The organism is Bradyrhizobium sp. SZCCT0153, assembly GCF_018129995.1.
Classification (GTDB): Bacteria; Pseudomonadota; Alphaproteobacteria; order Rhizobiales; family Xanthobacteraceae; genus Bradyrhizobium; species Bradyrhizobium japonicum_G.
The window spans coordinates 174,992-189,039 of record NZ_JAFCKS010000004.1; the positions used below are offsets into that span (position 1 = coordinate 174,992).

Genomic DNA, 14,048 nt, shown 5'->3' on the forward strand with positions numbered 1-14,048 from the left:
CCTAGTCGTTGGCCTCCGGCGGCAGGAAGTCGACCTCGTGCTCGGCCGAGATGCGCACGACCTCGGCGGGGTCGGTCAGATTGTGAAGCTGGTTGAACAGCGCCTCCAGCTTCTGCATCGGCGAGACCCAGAACAGCGCGCGGGCCGGCTTGTCGGATTTGTTGAAATAGCCGTGCGGAATGCCGCGCGGCAGGCGCACGAGGTCGCCGGCATGGGCCTTGACCCATTGGCCGTCGAGCTTGAGGTCGAGCGTGCCTTCCTGCACCAGGATGAATTCGTCCTGGGTCGGATGGATGTGCACCGGGACGAACTGGCCCGGTTCGCTGTTGGTCTCGAACGCGAAGGTGGACTCGGTGACGGCCTTTGGGAAATAGACCTGGCCGAGGATGTTCCAGCTCTTGCCGCCATAGCCCGTGCCAACGGCGGTAATGCCCTTCTCGAGTGTCGTCATGGCTCGCCTCCAATGAATGTTCGATGGACGGAGCATCGGCCAGGAGCGACGCGCTGTCCATCCGTGAAACGAGGCCGGACGCATCGCTGGTGGAAGCCGGATACCGCATCCGCGGGCGGGCCTGCACTCGCGCGCTAGTCGAGGGTTGATGCCAGATTTTCGAGGGGCGCCGTCAGTCGGCAGACCAGCCCGCTGGATTCATAGGACACTTCGACCGAACCGCCGAAATCGTCCTGCAGAACCCGCGATATGAGGCGCGAGCCGAAGCCCACGCCGGCCGGCTTGGACGCAGGCGGGCCGCCGGTCTCACGCCAGACGAAAGTGAATTTCGGTTCGCCCGCCTGATCTTCGGACGCCCATGTAATCGACACGTGGCCACTTGCGGCGGTCAGAGCACCATATTTCAAGGCGTTGGTCGCGAGCTCGTGGATTGCCAGGGACAGAGCGAGGGCCTGCCGGGACTTGACGACAAGCGGAGGCCCCGACACCGTGAACCGGACGTCGCCTGCCCTGTAGGGACTGAGGGCCGTGCTGATCACGTCTGGAAGGGGTGCCGCCGCCCAGTTTGCTGCGGTCAGCAAGTCGTGCGCGCGTCCGAACGCGGCCAGCCTTCCTTGATATTTGTCGAGATCGGCCTTGCTCGATGCGTCGCGAAACGTTTGCGTGGCCACCGCACCGAGCACCGTCAGCGTATTCTTGACGCGGTGCTTCAGTTCCTCGTTGATGAGGTTCAGCGCTTCCTTTCCCATGTGCTCGGACGTGACGTCCTTGCAGACGACGAGCACGCCGCCGACCTTGCCTTCGAAATCGATCGGGCCAAAGCTGTACGTCCACCAGACATTCTCGCGACGGCCGTGGCGCGTCACCGGCACCAATTGGTCCTCGTGCCAGGTCGCTCCGTGGCCCGCCATGACGTACTCGATCTGGGGACCGATGATGTCCCAGATCTCCTCCCAGCACTCGCGGCCCCGCGCGCCCAGGGCGCTCGGATGCCGTTCGGGTCCCATCGTCTCGCGGTAGGCGTCGTTGTAGAACTGGATGAGGTCCGGTCCCCACCAGATGAACATCGGATGGCGCGAGGTGAGAACGAGCCGGACCGTCACCCGAAGACTCTGCGACCATGTGTCCGGGGAACCGAGCGCGGTCTTTGACCAGTCAAATTCTCGCGTCAGGGCGCCCATCTCGCCGCCGCCCGCCAGGAAGTCGCTGACCACGTCTCCACCCACGCACAACCTCACTCGAACATTGCAGCCAAGCCTATAGTCCGGCTTTCGCAAAGTACAATGGCGCCCCTGGGCCGAAGGCCGACGTCATGGATCGGCCGTCGAGCCGGCGGCTTGTTCGCATTTCGGCTTGCGGACGTAACTGCAGCATTCGAATACCGCGTCACCGTCGACAAGCCTGCAGGCGGTCGCAATGCCGCGCGTTAGGGCTGTTTTGAGTCAGTCGTCCATTGCGGATGGCAGCCGCGACGACCGCCGCCCTCGCAGACCATATGGCACGCGTCGTCCATCGCACAAGCGAGATAGAACCACACGACATACGAGGCGATGACGATGAAGGCGATCCACAAGGTCGCCTTGGTCGATCGATCCATGTTCGCACCAGGAATTTTGCCGAATCCTATCACGCTAACGGCGGTCGCGGTCGGACGTCTGCCTGCGGAGAAAGCCCTCGACATCGGCCTGCACCGAATAGGGCGTCGGGATCGCATCGCCCGCGGCGTCGACGGCGGTGTCGAGGCTGCGGCGCAGCATGCGCGCGAGCTCGGCCTTGCGATAGGGTTTCGTCAGAAGCGGCGCGCCCATCGTGCGGCCCTGCGCGTGCAGCGAATCGTAGGCATAGCCTGACGTGAACAGCACCCGCAGCGAGGGCCGCGCCGCCACCATCTGCTCGGCGAGCTCGCGCCCGTTGAGGCCGCCGGCCATGACGATGTCGGTGAAGAGCAGGTCGAACGGCGAGCCCTCGGCGGCGATGGCCAGGGCCTCGGTCGCGTTGGCCGCAGGGATGACCTTGTAGCCGAGGCTCTCGAGCTGGACCGTGACATATTGACGGACGTCGCGGTCGTCCTCGACGCACAGGATGGTTTCCGTTCCGCCCACGATCTTGCGCTCGTCATAGCCGGTCGGGCGAAGCGTGCTCGCCTCCGCCTTCGGCAGGTAGATCGTGAAGATCGTGCCGCTTCCTTCTTCGGACGTGACCTTGATGCCGCCGCCGGACTGCTTGACGAAACCGAACACCATGCTGAGCCCGAGACCCGTGCCCTTGCCGACGTCCTTGGTCGAGAAGAAGGGATCGAAGATCCGCTCCCGAAGAGCCTGCGGAATCCCGGTGCCGGTGTCGGCGATCTCGATCTCGACATAGTCACCGGCATAGCCGGCACCGACCGCGACGGCCTCGCGCACGCCGAACACGACGTTGCGCGTCGTCAGCGTCAGCTTGCCGCCATCCAGCATCGCGTCGCGGGCATTGATCGCGAGGTTGAGCAGCGCCGAGCTCAATTGGCCGCGATCGACGAGGGCGAGCCAGACGTTGCCGTCGAGCCTGGTGACGATCTCGATCTTCCTGTCGAAGGTCGCCAGCAGCAGTTTTGCGAGCTCTTCAAGGAGTTCGTTGACGTCGATCTCGGCCGGCCGCAGCGCCTGCTTGCGGGCAAAGGACAACAGGCTCGACGTCAACGCGGCGCCGCGATCGGCGGCCTCGCTGATCAGCTTGGTGATGGTCGCAAGCGGCGGATTGTCCTTCACGGCCTCGGCGAGGATCTCGATCGTGCCGGTGATCACGGTGAGCATGTTGTTGAATTCGTGCGCGATGCCGCCGGTGAGCTGGCCGACCGCCTCCATCTTCTGCGCCTGGATCAGCTGCTCCTCGGCCGCGCGCTTCCGGGTGACGTCCTTGACGAAATTGTTGATGATGGTGCGCCCGCCGATCTTGAGCGCGGTGCTCGACGCCTCGATCAGGATCTCCTCGCCCTCCCGGTGCAGCAGGGTCGCCTCGAACCGGATGCCGGTCGGCGTATTCGACAGCTCGGGCAGCAGCCGCATCATGCGTTGCCGAAAACCGTCGCGGAGCGGCTCGGCGATGAGGAGGTTGACGACGTCGGTGCCGAGCGCCTCCTTGCGCGTCCATCCGGTCAGGGCCTCGGCCTGAACGCTCCATTCCAGGACGGTGCCGTCTGCGTCGGTCTGAACGAAGGCATCGAGCGCGGTCTTGATCACGGCTTGGGTCATCTGGGCGCTGGCCTGCGCCTGCTCGGCCAGCTGCGCGGCGGTGCGCTGTTGCTGGGCCGTTTCGATCGCACGCGTACAGAGCCGCGCGAGCAGGACCGCAACCGCGGCGCTTGCGAGCAGTGCGATGAATTGGACCGGGCCGAACCCGGCGGCACCGGTCACCGCATACGAGGTCAGAAGGGCCGCCGCGGTCACGATGACCTGCGCAGCCATCGCGAGTGTCAGAAGCCCCCTTAGTTTCATGGTCTCACACCAATGCGTCAGTCACGGGCCCTCGCGTCCGCCCTGTCGATCAGTCCGGCTCCATGTGAGCTACAGACTCCGTGCGGCGGCGTCGAGGGGCAATTTGCGGTGGTGCCCGGCGGCGGCGCGTCAACCTGCCGGCGAATCGGCCTGGCGCAGCGTGGTCACCCAGATCACGCGCGCCACCTGCTGGGTGGGGTTGTCGAACATGTGCGGCACGATGCTCGGAAAGCGAAAGCTGTCGCCGGCCTCGAGCAGGTGGGCCTGGTTGTCGAGCCACAGCCGCAGGCTGCCGGACAGGATGTAGCCGGCCTTCTCGCCGGTGTGCTGTAGGAAGTCGGTGCCGGACGAGGCGCCCGGGTTGAGCGTGAGCTGATAGAGTTCGAGCTGGCCTTTGTCTGCCGGCGTCAGGGCTTCCTTGACGACGCCGCTGGCGGTGAGCCGCAGCAGGCGCCGGCTGTTCTTGCGCACGATGTAGCGCTGCACGTCGGCGGGATCAGTGGTCTCGAAGAAATAGGAGATCGGAACGTCGAGTGCGATGCTGAGCAGGCGCAGAGATCGGATCGACGGCATGGCGCGCGCGCGTTCGAGCTGGCTGATCATGCCGGTGGAGAGACCGGTCTTGTTGGCGACGTCCTGGATCGACAGCCCGGCGCGCTGGCGCAGCAGCCGCACGGTTTCGCCGAGGCGCTGGTCGACGGCATCGTCGGCCTCGATCGTCGGGGCGTCCTTCGGTCCGTTGGTATCGCCGCGACCATCCATGTCGCTCTCTCCCATGCATCATCTCAGCCCCGGACCGCATCGGTTCCAGGCTTTAGTCGGAGTGAAAAGGTCGCGCATCCTAGCAATGTGATTGACAGCTGTATTTAGTCATGATGAAATTTTGGTAGAAAAATTTAGAAGCACTAAAGCTCACTCCTGTCCCTTTGCCGGGGTCTCGGGGGCGCGGGAGATGGTGCCGCGTGCGAAAACGGAGAGTGGTCATGACAGACGACACCGGCAGGTTCGGCACTCCGGCACTGCATCCCGGCATTCCAAATCGCCGTCAGTTCTTTCAGCTCGGCGCCGGCGCCGCGGCGGGATGGAGCCTTGCTGGCAACGCCTTCGCCCAGACCGAACGCCCGACCAACCCGCCGGACAAGCCGCGCGGGCAGGTGATCGCGGCGCTGTCGCAGGAGCCGACCGTCTTTCATCCGCTGATGCCTGGCATCGAGGTCGATCAGGGCGTCTGGTGGCAGGTGTTCTCGCTGCTCTGGTTCATCGATCCCGACGGCAATTTCGTTCCCGATCTGGCGCGCGAAGTCCCGACCATCGAGAATGGCGGCCTGTCGGCCGACGGCCTGACCTGGAAGATCAAGCTGCGCAGCGACGTGAAGTGGCATGACGGCACGCCGTTCACGGCCGACGACGTCAAGTTCTCGCTCGAGCTGATCAACAACCCCGATTTCCGCGCGCGCAGCCGCGTCGGCCACAGCCTCGTGAAGGACATCAAGGTCGTCGCGCCCGACGAGATCCACTGGCGGATGGAAGCTCCCTATTCGCCCTACATGTCGATCCTGGGATCGCTGACCTTCATCGTTCCCAAGCACATCCTGGAGAAGGTGTCCGATCCGAACGCCTCGCCGTTCCACAACGCGCCCGTCGGCACCGGACCGTTCCGCTGGGGCGAGCGCGTGCCGGGCGACCACATCCTCCTGAATGCCAACACCGGCTATCACGGCAAGGGGCCGTACGTCGAACGCGTGGTCTTCAAATACATTCCCGACCTCACCGTGCTCTACACCCAGTTCCGCACCGGCCAGGTCGATTACACCGGCCTGCAAGGTATCCTGCCGAACTTCGTGCAGGAGGCGAAGACGCTGAAGGGGCGCAAGATCTTCGTGTCCTCGACGTCCTCGGTCGAGCACATCGCGCCCAACCTCGAGTTCGGCGCGTTGGCCGACCGCACGGTGCGCGAGGCGCTGTATTTCGCGATCAACAAGCAGGCGATCATCGACGCATTGAACTACGGCCTGCCGAGGCAGACCGAAAGCTTCGTGCCGCAGCAGGCCTGGTCGTTCCAGCAGGGGCTGCCGCAGCACAAATACGATCCTGCCAAGGCCAACGCGCTGCTCGATGCGGCGGGATGGGTGCGTGGCTCGGGCGGCGTGCGCGAGAAGGGCGGCGTCAAGCTCGAATTCACCAATTCGACGACGTCGGGCAACGCGGTGCGCGAGCAGACCCAGCAGCTGCTGATCCAGGACTGGCGCGCGATCGGCGCTGCGATGCGCGTCAACAACATGCCGGCCGCCGTGATCTGGGGCGACTTCTGGCAGCAGTCGAAATTCAATTCGGTGATAGTGGGCGTGAACTTCATGCTGGGCAGCGACCCCGACGTGACGCCGCGCTTCGGCTCCGGCGCCATTCCCGCCCAGGGCGGCCGCGGCTACAATACCTATCAGTACAAGAGCCCCGAGGCCGACCGCCTTCTCGCCGAAGGCGCCAGGCAGTTCGATCTCGCGCAACGCAAGACGATCTATGGCGATCTGCAAAAGCTGATCCGCAATGACCTCGCGATCCTGCCACTGTTCCAGGGTTTCATCGCCGAGGGGGTGAAGGAAGGGCTGCAAGGCTTCCGTCCCAACATCAACACCTCCATCAACAGCTGGAACATCCGCGAATGGTACTGGGCCTGATATATCCGGCTTGCTGGATCGCCTGAGATGGCCCGCTACGTCGCCAATCGCCTGGCGCAGGCGATCATGCTGCTTGTGATCGTCTCGGCGATCGGCTTTGCCATCCTGCATCTCGCGCCCGGCGGTCCGCTGTCGCAATTTGCCGCCTCCGCCCAGATGACGCAGGAGGATCTCGACCGCGTCACCAAGCAGCTCGGCCTCGATCGCCCGTTGCCGATCCAGTATCTCGACTGGTTCGGCCGCATGCTGAAAGGCGACTGGGGCCGCTCCTATCGCGACGGCGAGGCGGTGCTGTCGGTGATATCGTCGCATCTCGGCGCGACCCTGGAGCTGATGGCGACCGCGACGATCATCGCGGTGCTGCTCGGCTGCTGGATCGGCGTGCTCGGCGCGCTGCGCCGTTACTCGCTGTTCGATACGCTGGCGACCGTCGGCGCCATGATCGCGCTGTCGATCCCGACCTTCTGGTTCGGCCTCGTCACCATCTATGTGTTCTCGGTGAAGCTCGGCTGGCTGCCGTCCGGCGACCGCGAGACCGTCGGCGACGGTTCGGTGCTCGATCTCCTCCATCACCTCATTGCGCCGGCGCTGGTGCTGGCGCTGGTCGAGACCGCGATGTGGGGACGCTTCATGCGCTCCTCGATGCTCGAGGTCATCAACCAGGACTACATCCGCACCGCGCGCGCCAAGGGCATGCCGGAATGGCGCATCCTCACCGTGCACGCGCTCCGCAACGCGCTGCTGCCGATGATCACGGTGGCCGGCCTTCAGCTTCCGACGTTGCTCGGCGGCGCGCTGGTCGCAGAGACCGTGTTCACCTGGCCCGGCATGGGCCGGCTGTTCCTCGACTCCATCGGCTACCGCGACTATCCGGTGGTGATGGGCATCCTGATGTTCTCGGCGACGATGGTGCTGATCGGCTCGCTGCTCGCCGACATCCTCTATGCCGTCGTCGATCCGCGCATCCGGGTGGGCTAGGGATGACGACTGCCGCCCTCTCCACCGACCAACTTGCGCCCGGCCAGGCTGCGTGGCGGCGCTTTCGCCGGCACCGGCTCGCGCTCGCGGGGGCGGTGATCATTTTGGTCCTCGTCTTCGGGTCGGCGTTCGGTCCTTATCTCCTGCCGTTCGACGACACCTATATCGACATCATGAAACGGTTCGCGCCGCCGCTGTCCGGTGCGCATATCCTCGGCACGGATGAGCTCGGACGCGACGTGCTGGCGCGGCTGATGATGGGCGCGCGGGTCTCGCTGTCGATCGGCATCACCGCGATGGTGATCGCGATGGCGGTCGGAATCGCGGTCGGTGCCTTCGCGGGCTTCTATGGCGGCGTGGTCGGCGCGGTCCTGATGCGGCTCGTCGATGCCGTGCTGTGCTTTCCGACGATCTTTCTGCTGATCGCGCTGGCGGCGCTCACCGAGCCCGGCTTCGTCACCACCACCGTGCTGATCGCGGCGACCGCCTGGATGTGGGTGGCCCGCGTCGTCGAGGCCCAGGTTCGTTCGCTCAGGGAGCGCGAGTTCGCGGTCGCCGCCGTCGCCTTCGGCTCGTCGAACCTGCGGATCATGTTCCGCGAGCTCGTGCCCAACGCGATCGCGCCAATCGTGGTGGCGGCGACGCTGAACGTCGCCAAGGCGATCCTGCTGGAATCCTATCTCAGCTATCTCGGCTACGGCATCCAGCCGCCGGCCGCGAGCTTGGGCAACATGCTCAATAACGCCCAGATCTACCTCACCAGCGCGCCGTGGCTTGCGATCGCGCCGGGCGTCGCCATCACGCTGGCGGTGACGAGCTTCAACTTCCTCGGCGACGGACTGCGCGATGCGCTCGATCCGCGAATGAACATCCCATGACGAGCAATATCTCGATCGAACTGAAGTCCAGGCTGACGTTAAGGAGTGCCTCATGTCCCCGCCGCTCAACCGTATAAATAGCGACGAACGCCTGCCGGCGCAGGCGGACGTCGTCGTCATCGGCGGCGGTGTCATCGGCGTTTCCGCGGCCTATCATCTGGCGAAGAAGGGCCTCTCGGTCGCGCTGGTCGAGAAGGGGCATGTCGGCGGCGAGCAGTCGAGCCGCAATTGGGGCTGGTGCCGCCAGCAGGGCCGCGCGCGTGAGGAAATCCCGCTGGCCCGCGAGGCGTTGCGGCTGTGGGAGGACATGCAGAACGATGCCGGCGTCGATGCCGGGTTTCGCCGCACCGGGGTGCTGTTCCTGACCAAGAGCAAGGATGAGCTCGCCAGTTGGGAGCGGTGGGCCGCAACGGCGCGCGAGATGCAGGTGCACTCGACCGTCCTGACGCCGGCCGAGGTCGCCGAACGGCTGCCCGGCAATTCGGACAAATGGGTCGGTGGCCTGCACACGCCGAGCGACGGGCGCGCCGAGCCCTCGATGGCCGTGCCCGCGCTCGCCGCCGCCGCACGAAAACACGGCGTCACCATTCATCAGGGCTGCGCCGCGCGCGGGCTGGAGACGACCGGCGGACGCGTCAGCGCCGTCGTCACCGAAAAGGGGACGATCCGGACGCAGTCCGTGCTGCTGTCGGGCGGCGCTTGGTCGTCGCTGTTCTGCCGCCGCCACGGCATCGAGCTGCCGATCGGCCTCGTCAATGCCACCGCATGCCGGACCACGCCGGCGCCGGAGATCACCTCCGGCGCGCTCGGCACCGACTTCTACTGCATCCGCCGGCGGCTCGACGGCGGCTTCACGCTGGCGCTGCGCAACCGCGGCACTGTGGAGCTGTCGCCCGACCTGTTCCGCTACGCCCGCACCTTCTGGCCGACCTATCTGCATCGCCGCAACGGCCTGAAGATGTCGTTCGGAAAGTCGTTCTTCGACCAGCTCATGCGCGGCACCAGCTGGAGCTTCGACAAGCCGTCACCGTTCGAAACCGAGCGCGTGCGCGATCCCGAGCCCGACATGTCGCTGGTCAATGCGGCGCTGGCCTCGTTGATCAAGTCGAATCCTGAATTGAAGGACATCGAGATCGCGGAAGCCTGGGGCGGCACCATCGACTGCACGCCTGATACGATTCCCGTGATCTCGCCGGTGGATGCACTGCCGGGCTTCTTCCTCGCCACCGGCTTCTCCGGCCACGGCTTCGGCATCGGTCCCGCAGCCGGCAAGCTCGCCGCCGACATCGTGACCGGCGCGACGCCCCTGGTCGATCCCGCGGCCTACAGCCACAAGCGCATGATCGACGGCCGCCGGCTCGCGCCGGTCAGCCCGTTCTGAGAGTTTTGGTGGCATGACGGTTCTCTACAAGGCCAACATGGTTCGCGGCGCCGAATGGGCGACCTTCTTCGCGGAGCGTGCGCCCGACCTGCCGTTCCGGCTCTGGCCCGACATCGGCGATCCCGCCGAGGTGCGCTATCTCGTGGCGTGGGTGCCGCCGGATGACATCGGGGCGACCTTCCCCAATCTGGAGCTGGTCTTCTCGGTCGGCGCCGGCGTCGACCAGTTCGACGCCACGAAACTCCCGCTGCACATTCCGCTGGTCCGCATGCTGGAGCCCGGCATCGCCGAGACGATGGTCGAATACGTCACCATGGCCGTGCTCGGCCTGCATCGCGATCTCCTGCATTTCATCAGCCAGCAGAAGGAGCAGGTCTGGCGCGAGATCCGGATCACGCCGGCAAAGCGGCGGCGCGTCGGCGTGATGGGGCTCGGCCAGCTCGGCCAGGCCGTGCTCGAACGCCTCAGGGCGTTCGGCTTTCCGCTCTCGGGGTGGAATCGCTCGCCGCGCGAGATCGAAGGCGTCACCTGTCACGCGGGCATGGAGGCGTTGCCAGATTTCCTCGCGCAGGCCGACATTCTCGTCTGCCTGCTGCCGTTGACCGACGAAACGCGTGGCATCCTCAACGCCGACCTGTTCGCGCGCCTGCCGCGCGGTGCGGGGCTCGTCAATGTCGGGCGTGGCCCGCATCTGGTCGAGGCCGATTTTCTCGCGGCACTCGACAGCGGCATGTTGTCGGGGGCGGTGCTCGACGTCACCGAGCCCGAGCCGCTGCCTTCGGGTCATCCCTTCTGGAGCCACCCGCGCATCCTGCTGACCCCGCACAATGCCAGCATGACGTCGCCGGATAGTGCCGTCGATTTCGTGCTCGACGTCATCGCACGCCATCGCCGCGGCGAAGATCTGCCGGGGCGTGTCGACCGGACACGGGGCTACTAAGGGCGAGATGATGATGGTCGCATCGGTGCAGCCGCGGGCTCCCCTTACCTCTCCCGCTTGCGGGAGAGGTCGCGCCAGAGGCGCGGGTGAGGGTTCTCTCCTCTTGGGGGCCCTCGATTGTGGAAGCACCCTCTCCCCAACCTTCCCCCGCAAGCGGGAGAGGGGGCGCACCTTGGCTGCGGTATGTACTGAGGTCTTCGCATGAGCAGCGGCGCAAGCAGACCCGACCAAGTCGTTGCCGAAGCGCAGGCGCCGGTGCTGTCGGTCGCGGGCCTCACCACCTCGTTCATGCGCGAGCGGCAATGGCTTCCCGTCGTCCGCGACGTGTCGTTCGATGTCGCTGCCAAAGAGACGGTGGCGATTGTCGGCGAGTCCGGTTCGGGCAAGAGCGTCACTGCGCTGTCGATCATGCGGCTCATCCCGAAGGAGAGCGGCCGGATCGAGGGCCGCGTCACGCTCGCCGGCCGCGATCTCCTCGCGTTGCCCGAAGCGAGCATGACGGACATTCGCGGCAACGACGTCGCCATGATTTTCCAGGAGCCGATGACGAGCCTCAACCCGGTGCTCACCATCGGCTTCCAGATCGCGGAGGCACTGATCCAGCATCGCGGCCTGTCGCGCGCGGCGGCGGAGGCGGAGACCATCCGCCTGCTCGACCGCGTGCGGATACCCGCGGCAAAATCGCGCTTCCACGAGCATCCGCATCGCTTCTCCGGCGGCATGCGCCAGCGCGTGATGATCGCGATGGCGTTGGCCTGCAAGCCCAAGCTGTTGATCGCGGACGAGCCGACCACCGCGCTCGACGTCACCATCCAGGCCCAGATCCTGGAACTCCTGAAAGAGCTTCAGCAGGAGGAGGGGATGTCGATCCTCTTCATCACGCACGACATGGGCGTGGTCGCCGAGATCGCGGACCGTACCGTGGTGATGTATGGCGGGCAGGCCGTGGAGACCGACGTGACGGCGCGCATCTTCGCGGCGCCCTCGCATCCCTATACCCGCTCGCTGCTCGCAGCTGTGCCGCGCCTCGGCTCGATGGACGGGCGTCCGCGGCCGATGCGCTTTCCGATCGTCGACAAGGTCACGGGCACCTCGGATGAGCCGACCGAGACACCGGATACGGTCTCGGCCGCCGGGCGGCCACTGCTTGAAGTCGCGGGCCTCACCACGCGCTTTCCGATCCGCTCGGGCTTGTTCGGCAAGGTCTCGGGCCGGGTCCACGCGGTCGAGAACATCTCCTTCACATTGCGGGCCGGCGAGACGCTGGCGCTGGTCGGCGAGTCCGGATGCGGCAAGTCGACCACGGGCCGCTCCATCCTCAAGCTGACGGAGCCGGACAGCGGGACCGTCCTGATCGACGGTCAGGATGTGCTGGCCATGAATGCCCGCACCTTGCGTGATTTCCGCAAGCAGATGCAGATCGTTTTCCAGGACCCGTTCGCGAGCCTCAATCCGCGCATGTCGGTGGGAACGGCGATCGCTGCCCCGCTGCTCGCCAACGGGCTCGCCACGGCGGCGAAGGCGCGAGAGAAGGTCGCAGACCTCCTCGTGCGGGTCGGCCTGACCGCGGACATGGCCGCGCGTTTCCCGCACGAATTCTCCGGCGGCCAGCGCCAGCGCATCTGCATTGCCCGCGCGCTCGCCCTCGGGCCGAAGCTGATCGTCGCGGATGAGGCGGTCTCGGCGCTCGACGTCTCGGTCAAGGCGCAGGTGGTCAATTTGATGCTCGACCTTCAGGCCAGCATGGGTCTTGCCTATCTCTTCATTTCCCACGACATCGCGGTGGTCGAGCGCATGAGCCATCGCGTCGCGGTGATGTATCTCGGCGAGATCGTCGAGACCGGCCCGCGTGCCGCATTGTTCGGCAATCCGCAGCATCCCTACACGAAGAAGCTGATGGCGGCCGTGCCGGTGCCCGATCCAGCGCGCCGCGGCTCCAGGCGCGAGGTCTCGAACGACGAGATCAGAAGCCCGGTGCGCGCGCCGGACTACCAGCCGCCGGTCCGGCAGTATCGGGAAGTGTCGCCCGGCCATGTCGTCCAGGTGTGGGGCGAGGAATGGTCAGACTGAGGCAATGCCCCCAGCTGCAAATACTTTCAAGAACGCACGATGAAATCGCGCGGTCATTCGCCCAACAGGTCAACGGCGTTGTCCTTCGCGATGCCGAGCCTCTGAAATCGCAATGAATTCACCTCGTCGCGGTCGGCGCGACGGCCTGCCACAACACTTCATGTTGATGCCGTGGAGGTGGACCGTTGGCCATCGATCCGATAATGCGTCGATCGGAAAGGCCGACGGAGACGTGCCGTTCACTAATGGGTTTACTGAGATGACACAAGCAGGCGTCTACGGACAGAGACTCGGACAGGGCCTTCACTTGAAGCAGGCACCGGCGCTGATCACGCGTTCGCTGCACAGCGCCGAGCTCGCGGTCACCGAAGCCCGCAATGACGATCCGATGCCGGATTTGTCCGGCTCCTTGCCTGCGGAGGATGCCTATCTCGTCAGCCTGAAATTTCGCGACTATCCGGATTGCGAATGCTGGGAGGAGGGCCGCTGTGTCGCCAAGGCGGATGTTCGCGCAGGTGCGACCTATCTGTACGACCTCAAGCGCGACCCGCGCTATGTGATCGACAAGCCGTTTCACTCGCTCTTCTTCTATTTGCCGCGCTCGGCCCTCAGCGACATCGCCAGGCAGCCCGGCGGACCGCGCGTTGGCGAGCTCAGCTACGAGCCCGGTGTCGGCCATGACGATGCGACTATCCGGCATGTCGGCGCCTCGTTGCAGCAAGGGCTGCGCCGGCCCGAAGAAACCAACCAGCTTTTCGTCGATCACATGATGCTCGCGCTCACCGCCCATGTCGGCCAGACCTATGGCGGGCTGAAGCCCGCCGCAGAACCGAACCGCGGCGGCCTCGCGCCATGGCAGGTCAAGCGCGCCTGCGACCGGCTCGACTCCGATCTCTCGGGCAAGATCGCGTTGCAGCGGATCGCGACCGAGCTAGGCCTCTCGGTCAGCCACTTCTCTCGCGCATTCCGGATCTCCACCGGCCTGCCGCCGCATCAATGGCTGCTCCGCCAGCGCGTGAAGGCGGCGAAGCAGCTGATGACGGTCCGCGACCTCCCGCTGTCCGAGATTGCCATCTCGGCCGGGTTCGCCAATCAGAGCCATTTCACGCGGGTGTTCTCGTCCATGGTCGGCGTCAGTCCGGGCGCGTGGCGCCGGGAAACGGATGGCGGGCCCGACGAGTAGCGTTTTCGAGCGAAGTGGA

12 protein-coding genes are annotated in these 14,048 nt (G+C 65.6%); 7 read left to right on the forward strand and 5 right to left on the reverse strand.

Annotated features, from left to right (window positions below; genetic code table 11):
* Position 1: 1 nt before the first annotated feature.
* The 5 genes from JQ572_RS19220 to JQ572_RS19240 form a co-directional block, all read right to left on the reverse strand.
* Positions 2-451, reverse strand: coding sequence for a cupin domain-containing protein (locus tag JQ572_RS19220; protein WP_211384388.1), 450 nt, complete (start codon positions 449-451; stop codon positions 2-4).
* A 134-nt stretch (positions 452-585) separates the two neighbouring features.
* Positions 586-1,665 carry a sensor histidine kinase gene (locus JQ572_RS19225; protein ID WP_262047053.1) on the reverse strand — a complete coding sequence of 360 codons (1,080 nt, stop codon included), beginning with the start codon at positions 1,663-1,665 and terminating at the stop codon, positions 586-588.
* Between the two features lie 212 nt (positions 1,666-1,877).
* Positions 1,878-2,048, reverse strand: a complete 171-nt coding sequence (locus JQ572_RS19230; RefSeq protein ID WP_211384390.1) for a hypothetical protein — start codon at positions 2,046-2,048, stop codon at positions 1,878-1,880.
* Positions 2,049-2,082: 34 nt separating this feature from the next.
* Positions 2,083-3,924, reverse strand: coding sequence for an ATP-binding protein (locus tag JQ572_RS19235; protein WP_211384391.1), 1,842 nt, complete (start codon positions 3,922-3,924; stop codon positions 2,083-2,085).
* Between the two features lie 129 nt (positions 3,925-4,053).
* A complete protein-coding gene (locus JQ572_RS19240; RefSeq protein ID WP_211384799.1) occupies positions 4,054-4,686 on the reverse strand; it encodes a cupin domain-containing protein in 633 nt (210 codons plus the stop codon).
* 221 nt (positions 4,687-4,907) lie between these two features.
* On the opposite strand from JQ572_RS19240, the gene JQ572_RS19245 reads away from it, so the two are divergent.
* The 7 genes from JQ572_RS19245 (at position 4,908) to JQ572_RS19275 (ending at position 14,029) form a co-directional block, all read left to right on the forward strand.
* The gene (locus tag JQ572_RS19245; protein ID WP_211384392.1) at positions 4,908-6,599 is read left to right on the forward strand and encodes a peptide ABC transporter substrate-binding protein; all 1,692 of its coding nucleotides are present in this window, start codon (positions 4,908-4,910) and stop codon (positions 6,597-6,599) included.
* 27 nt (positions 6,600-6,626) lie between these two features.
* The gene (locus tag JQ572_RS19250) at positions 6,627-7,577 is read left to right on the forward strand and encodes an ABC transporter permease (protein ID WP_211384393.1); all 951 of its coding nucleotides are present in this window, start codon (positions 6,627-6,629) and stop codon (positions 7,575-7,577) included.
* A 2-nt stretch (positions 7,578-7,579) separates the two neighbouring features.
* Complete coding sequence (locus tag JQ572_RS19255) at positions 7,580-8,455, forward strand: ABC transporter permease (protein ID WP_211384394.1); 876 nt, start codon at positions 7,580-7,582, stop codon at positions 8,453-8,455.
* Between the two features lie 52 nt (positions 8,456-8,507).
* Positions 8,508-9,836, forward strand: coding sequence for an NAD(P)/FAD-dependent oxidoreductase (locus tag JQ572_RS19260; RefSeq protein ID WP_211384395.1), 1,329 nt, complete (start codon positions 8,508-8,510; stop codon positions 9,834-9,836).
* A gap of 13 nt (positions 9,837-9,849) precedes the next feature.
* A complete protein-coding gene (locus JQ572_RS19265) occupies positions 9,850-10,776 on the forward strand; it encodes a 2-hydroxyacid dehydrogenase (RefSeq protein ID WP_211384396.1) in 927 nt (308 codons plus the stop codon).
* A 201-nt stretch (positions 10,777-10,977) separates the two neighbouring features.
* Entirely contained in the window at positions 10,978-12,846 is a 1,869-nt protein-coding gene (locus JQ572_RS19270) for an ABC transporter ATP-binding protein (protein WP_211384397.1), read from the forward strand.
* Positions 12,847-13,105: 259 nt separating this feature from the next.
* Positions 13,106-14,029: a helix-turn-helix domain-containing protein gene (locus tag JQ572_RS19275; RefSeq protein WP_211384398.1), complete on the forward strand. Its 924-nt coding sequence runs from the start codon at positions 13,106-13,108 to the stop codon at positions 14,027-14,029.
* Positions 14,030-14,048 lie beyond the last annotated feature (19 nt).

Bases quoted from the DNA above. Each gene is read 5' to 3' on its own strand.
- JQ572_RS19220 (WP_211384388.1), bottom strand. From the start codon at position 451: ATGACGACACTCGAGAAGGGCATTACCGCCGTTGGCACGGGCTATGGC.
- JQ572_RS19230 (WP_211384390.1), bottom strand. From the start codon at position 2,048: ATGGATCGATCGACCAAGGCGACCTTGTGGATCGCCTTCATCGTCATC.
- JQ572_RS19235 (WP_211384391.1), bottom strand. From the start codon at position 3,924: ATGAAACTAAGGGGGCTTCTGACACTCGCGATGGCTGCGCAGGTCATC.
- JQ572_RS19240 (WP_211384799.1), bottom strand. From the start codon at position 4,686: ATGGATGGTCGCGGCGATACCAACGGACCGAAGGACGCCCCGACGATC.
- JQ572_RS19245 (WP_211384392.1), top strand. From the start codon at position 4,908: ATGACAGACGACACCGGCAGGTTCGGCACTCCGGCACTGCATCCCGGC.
- JQ572_RS19250 (WP_211384393.1), top strand. From the start codon at position 6,627: ATGGCCCGCTACGTCGCCAATCGCCTGGCGCAGGCGATCATGCTGCTT.
- JQ572_RS19255 (WP_211384394.1), top strand. From the start codon at position 7,580: ATGACGACTGCCGCCCTCTCCACCGACCAACTTGCGCCCGGCCAGGCT.
- JQ572_RS19260 (WP_211384395.1), top strand. From the start codon at position 8,508: ATGTCCCCGCCGCTCAACCGTATAAATAGCGACGAACGCCTGCCGGCG.
- JQ572_RS19265 (WP_211384396.1), top strand. From the start codon at position 9,850: ATGACGGTTCTCTACAAGGCCAACATGGTTCGCGGCGCCGAATGGGCG.
- JQ572_RS19270 (WP_211384397.1), top strand. From the start codon at position 10,978: ATGAGCAGCGGCGCAAGCAGACCCGACCAAGTCGTTGCCGAAGCGCAG.
- JQ572_RS19275 (WP_211384398.1), top strand. From the start codon at position 13,106: ATGACACAAGCAGGCGTCTACGGACAGAGACTCGGACAGGGCCTTCAC.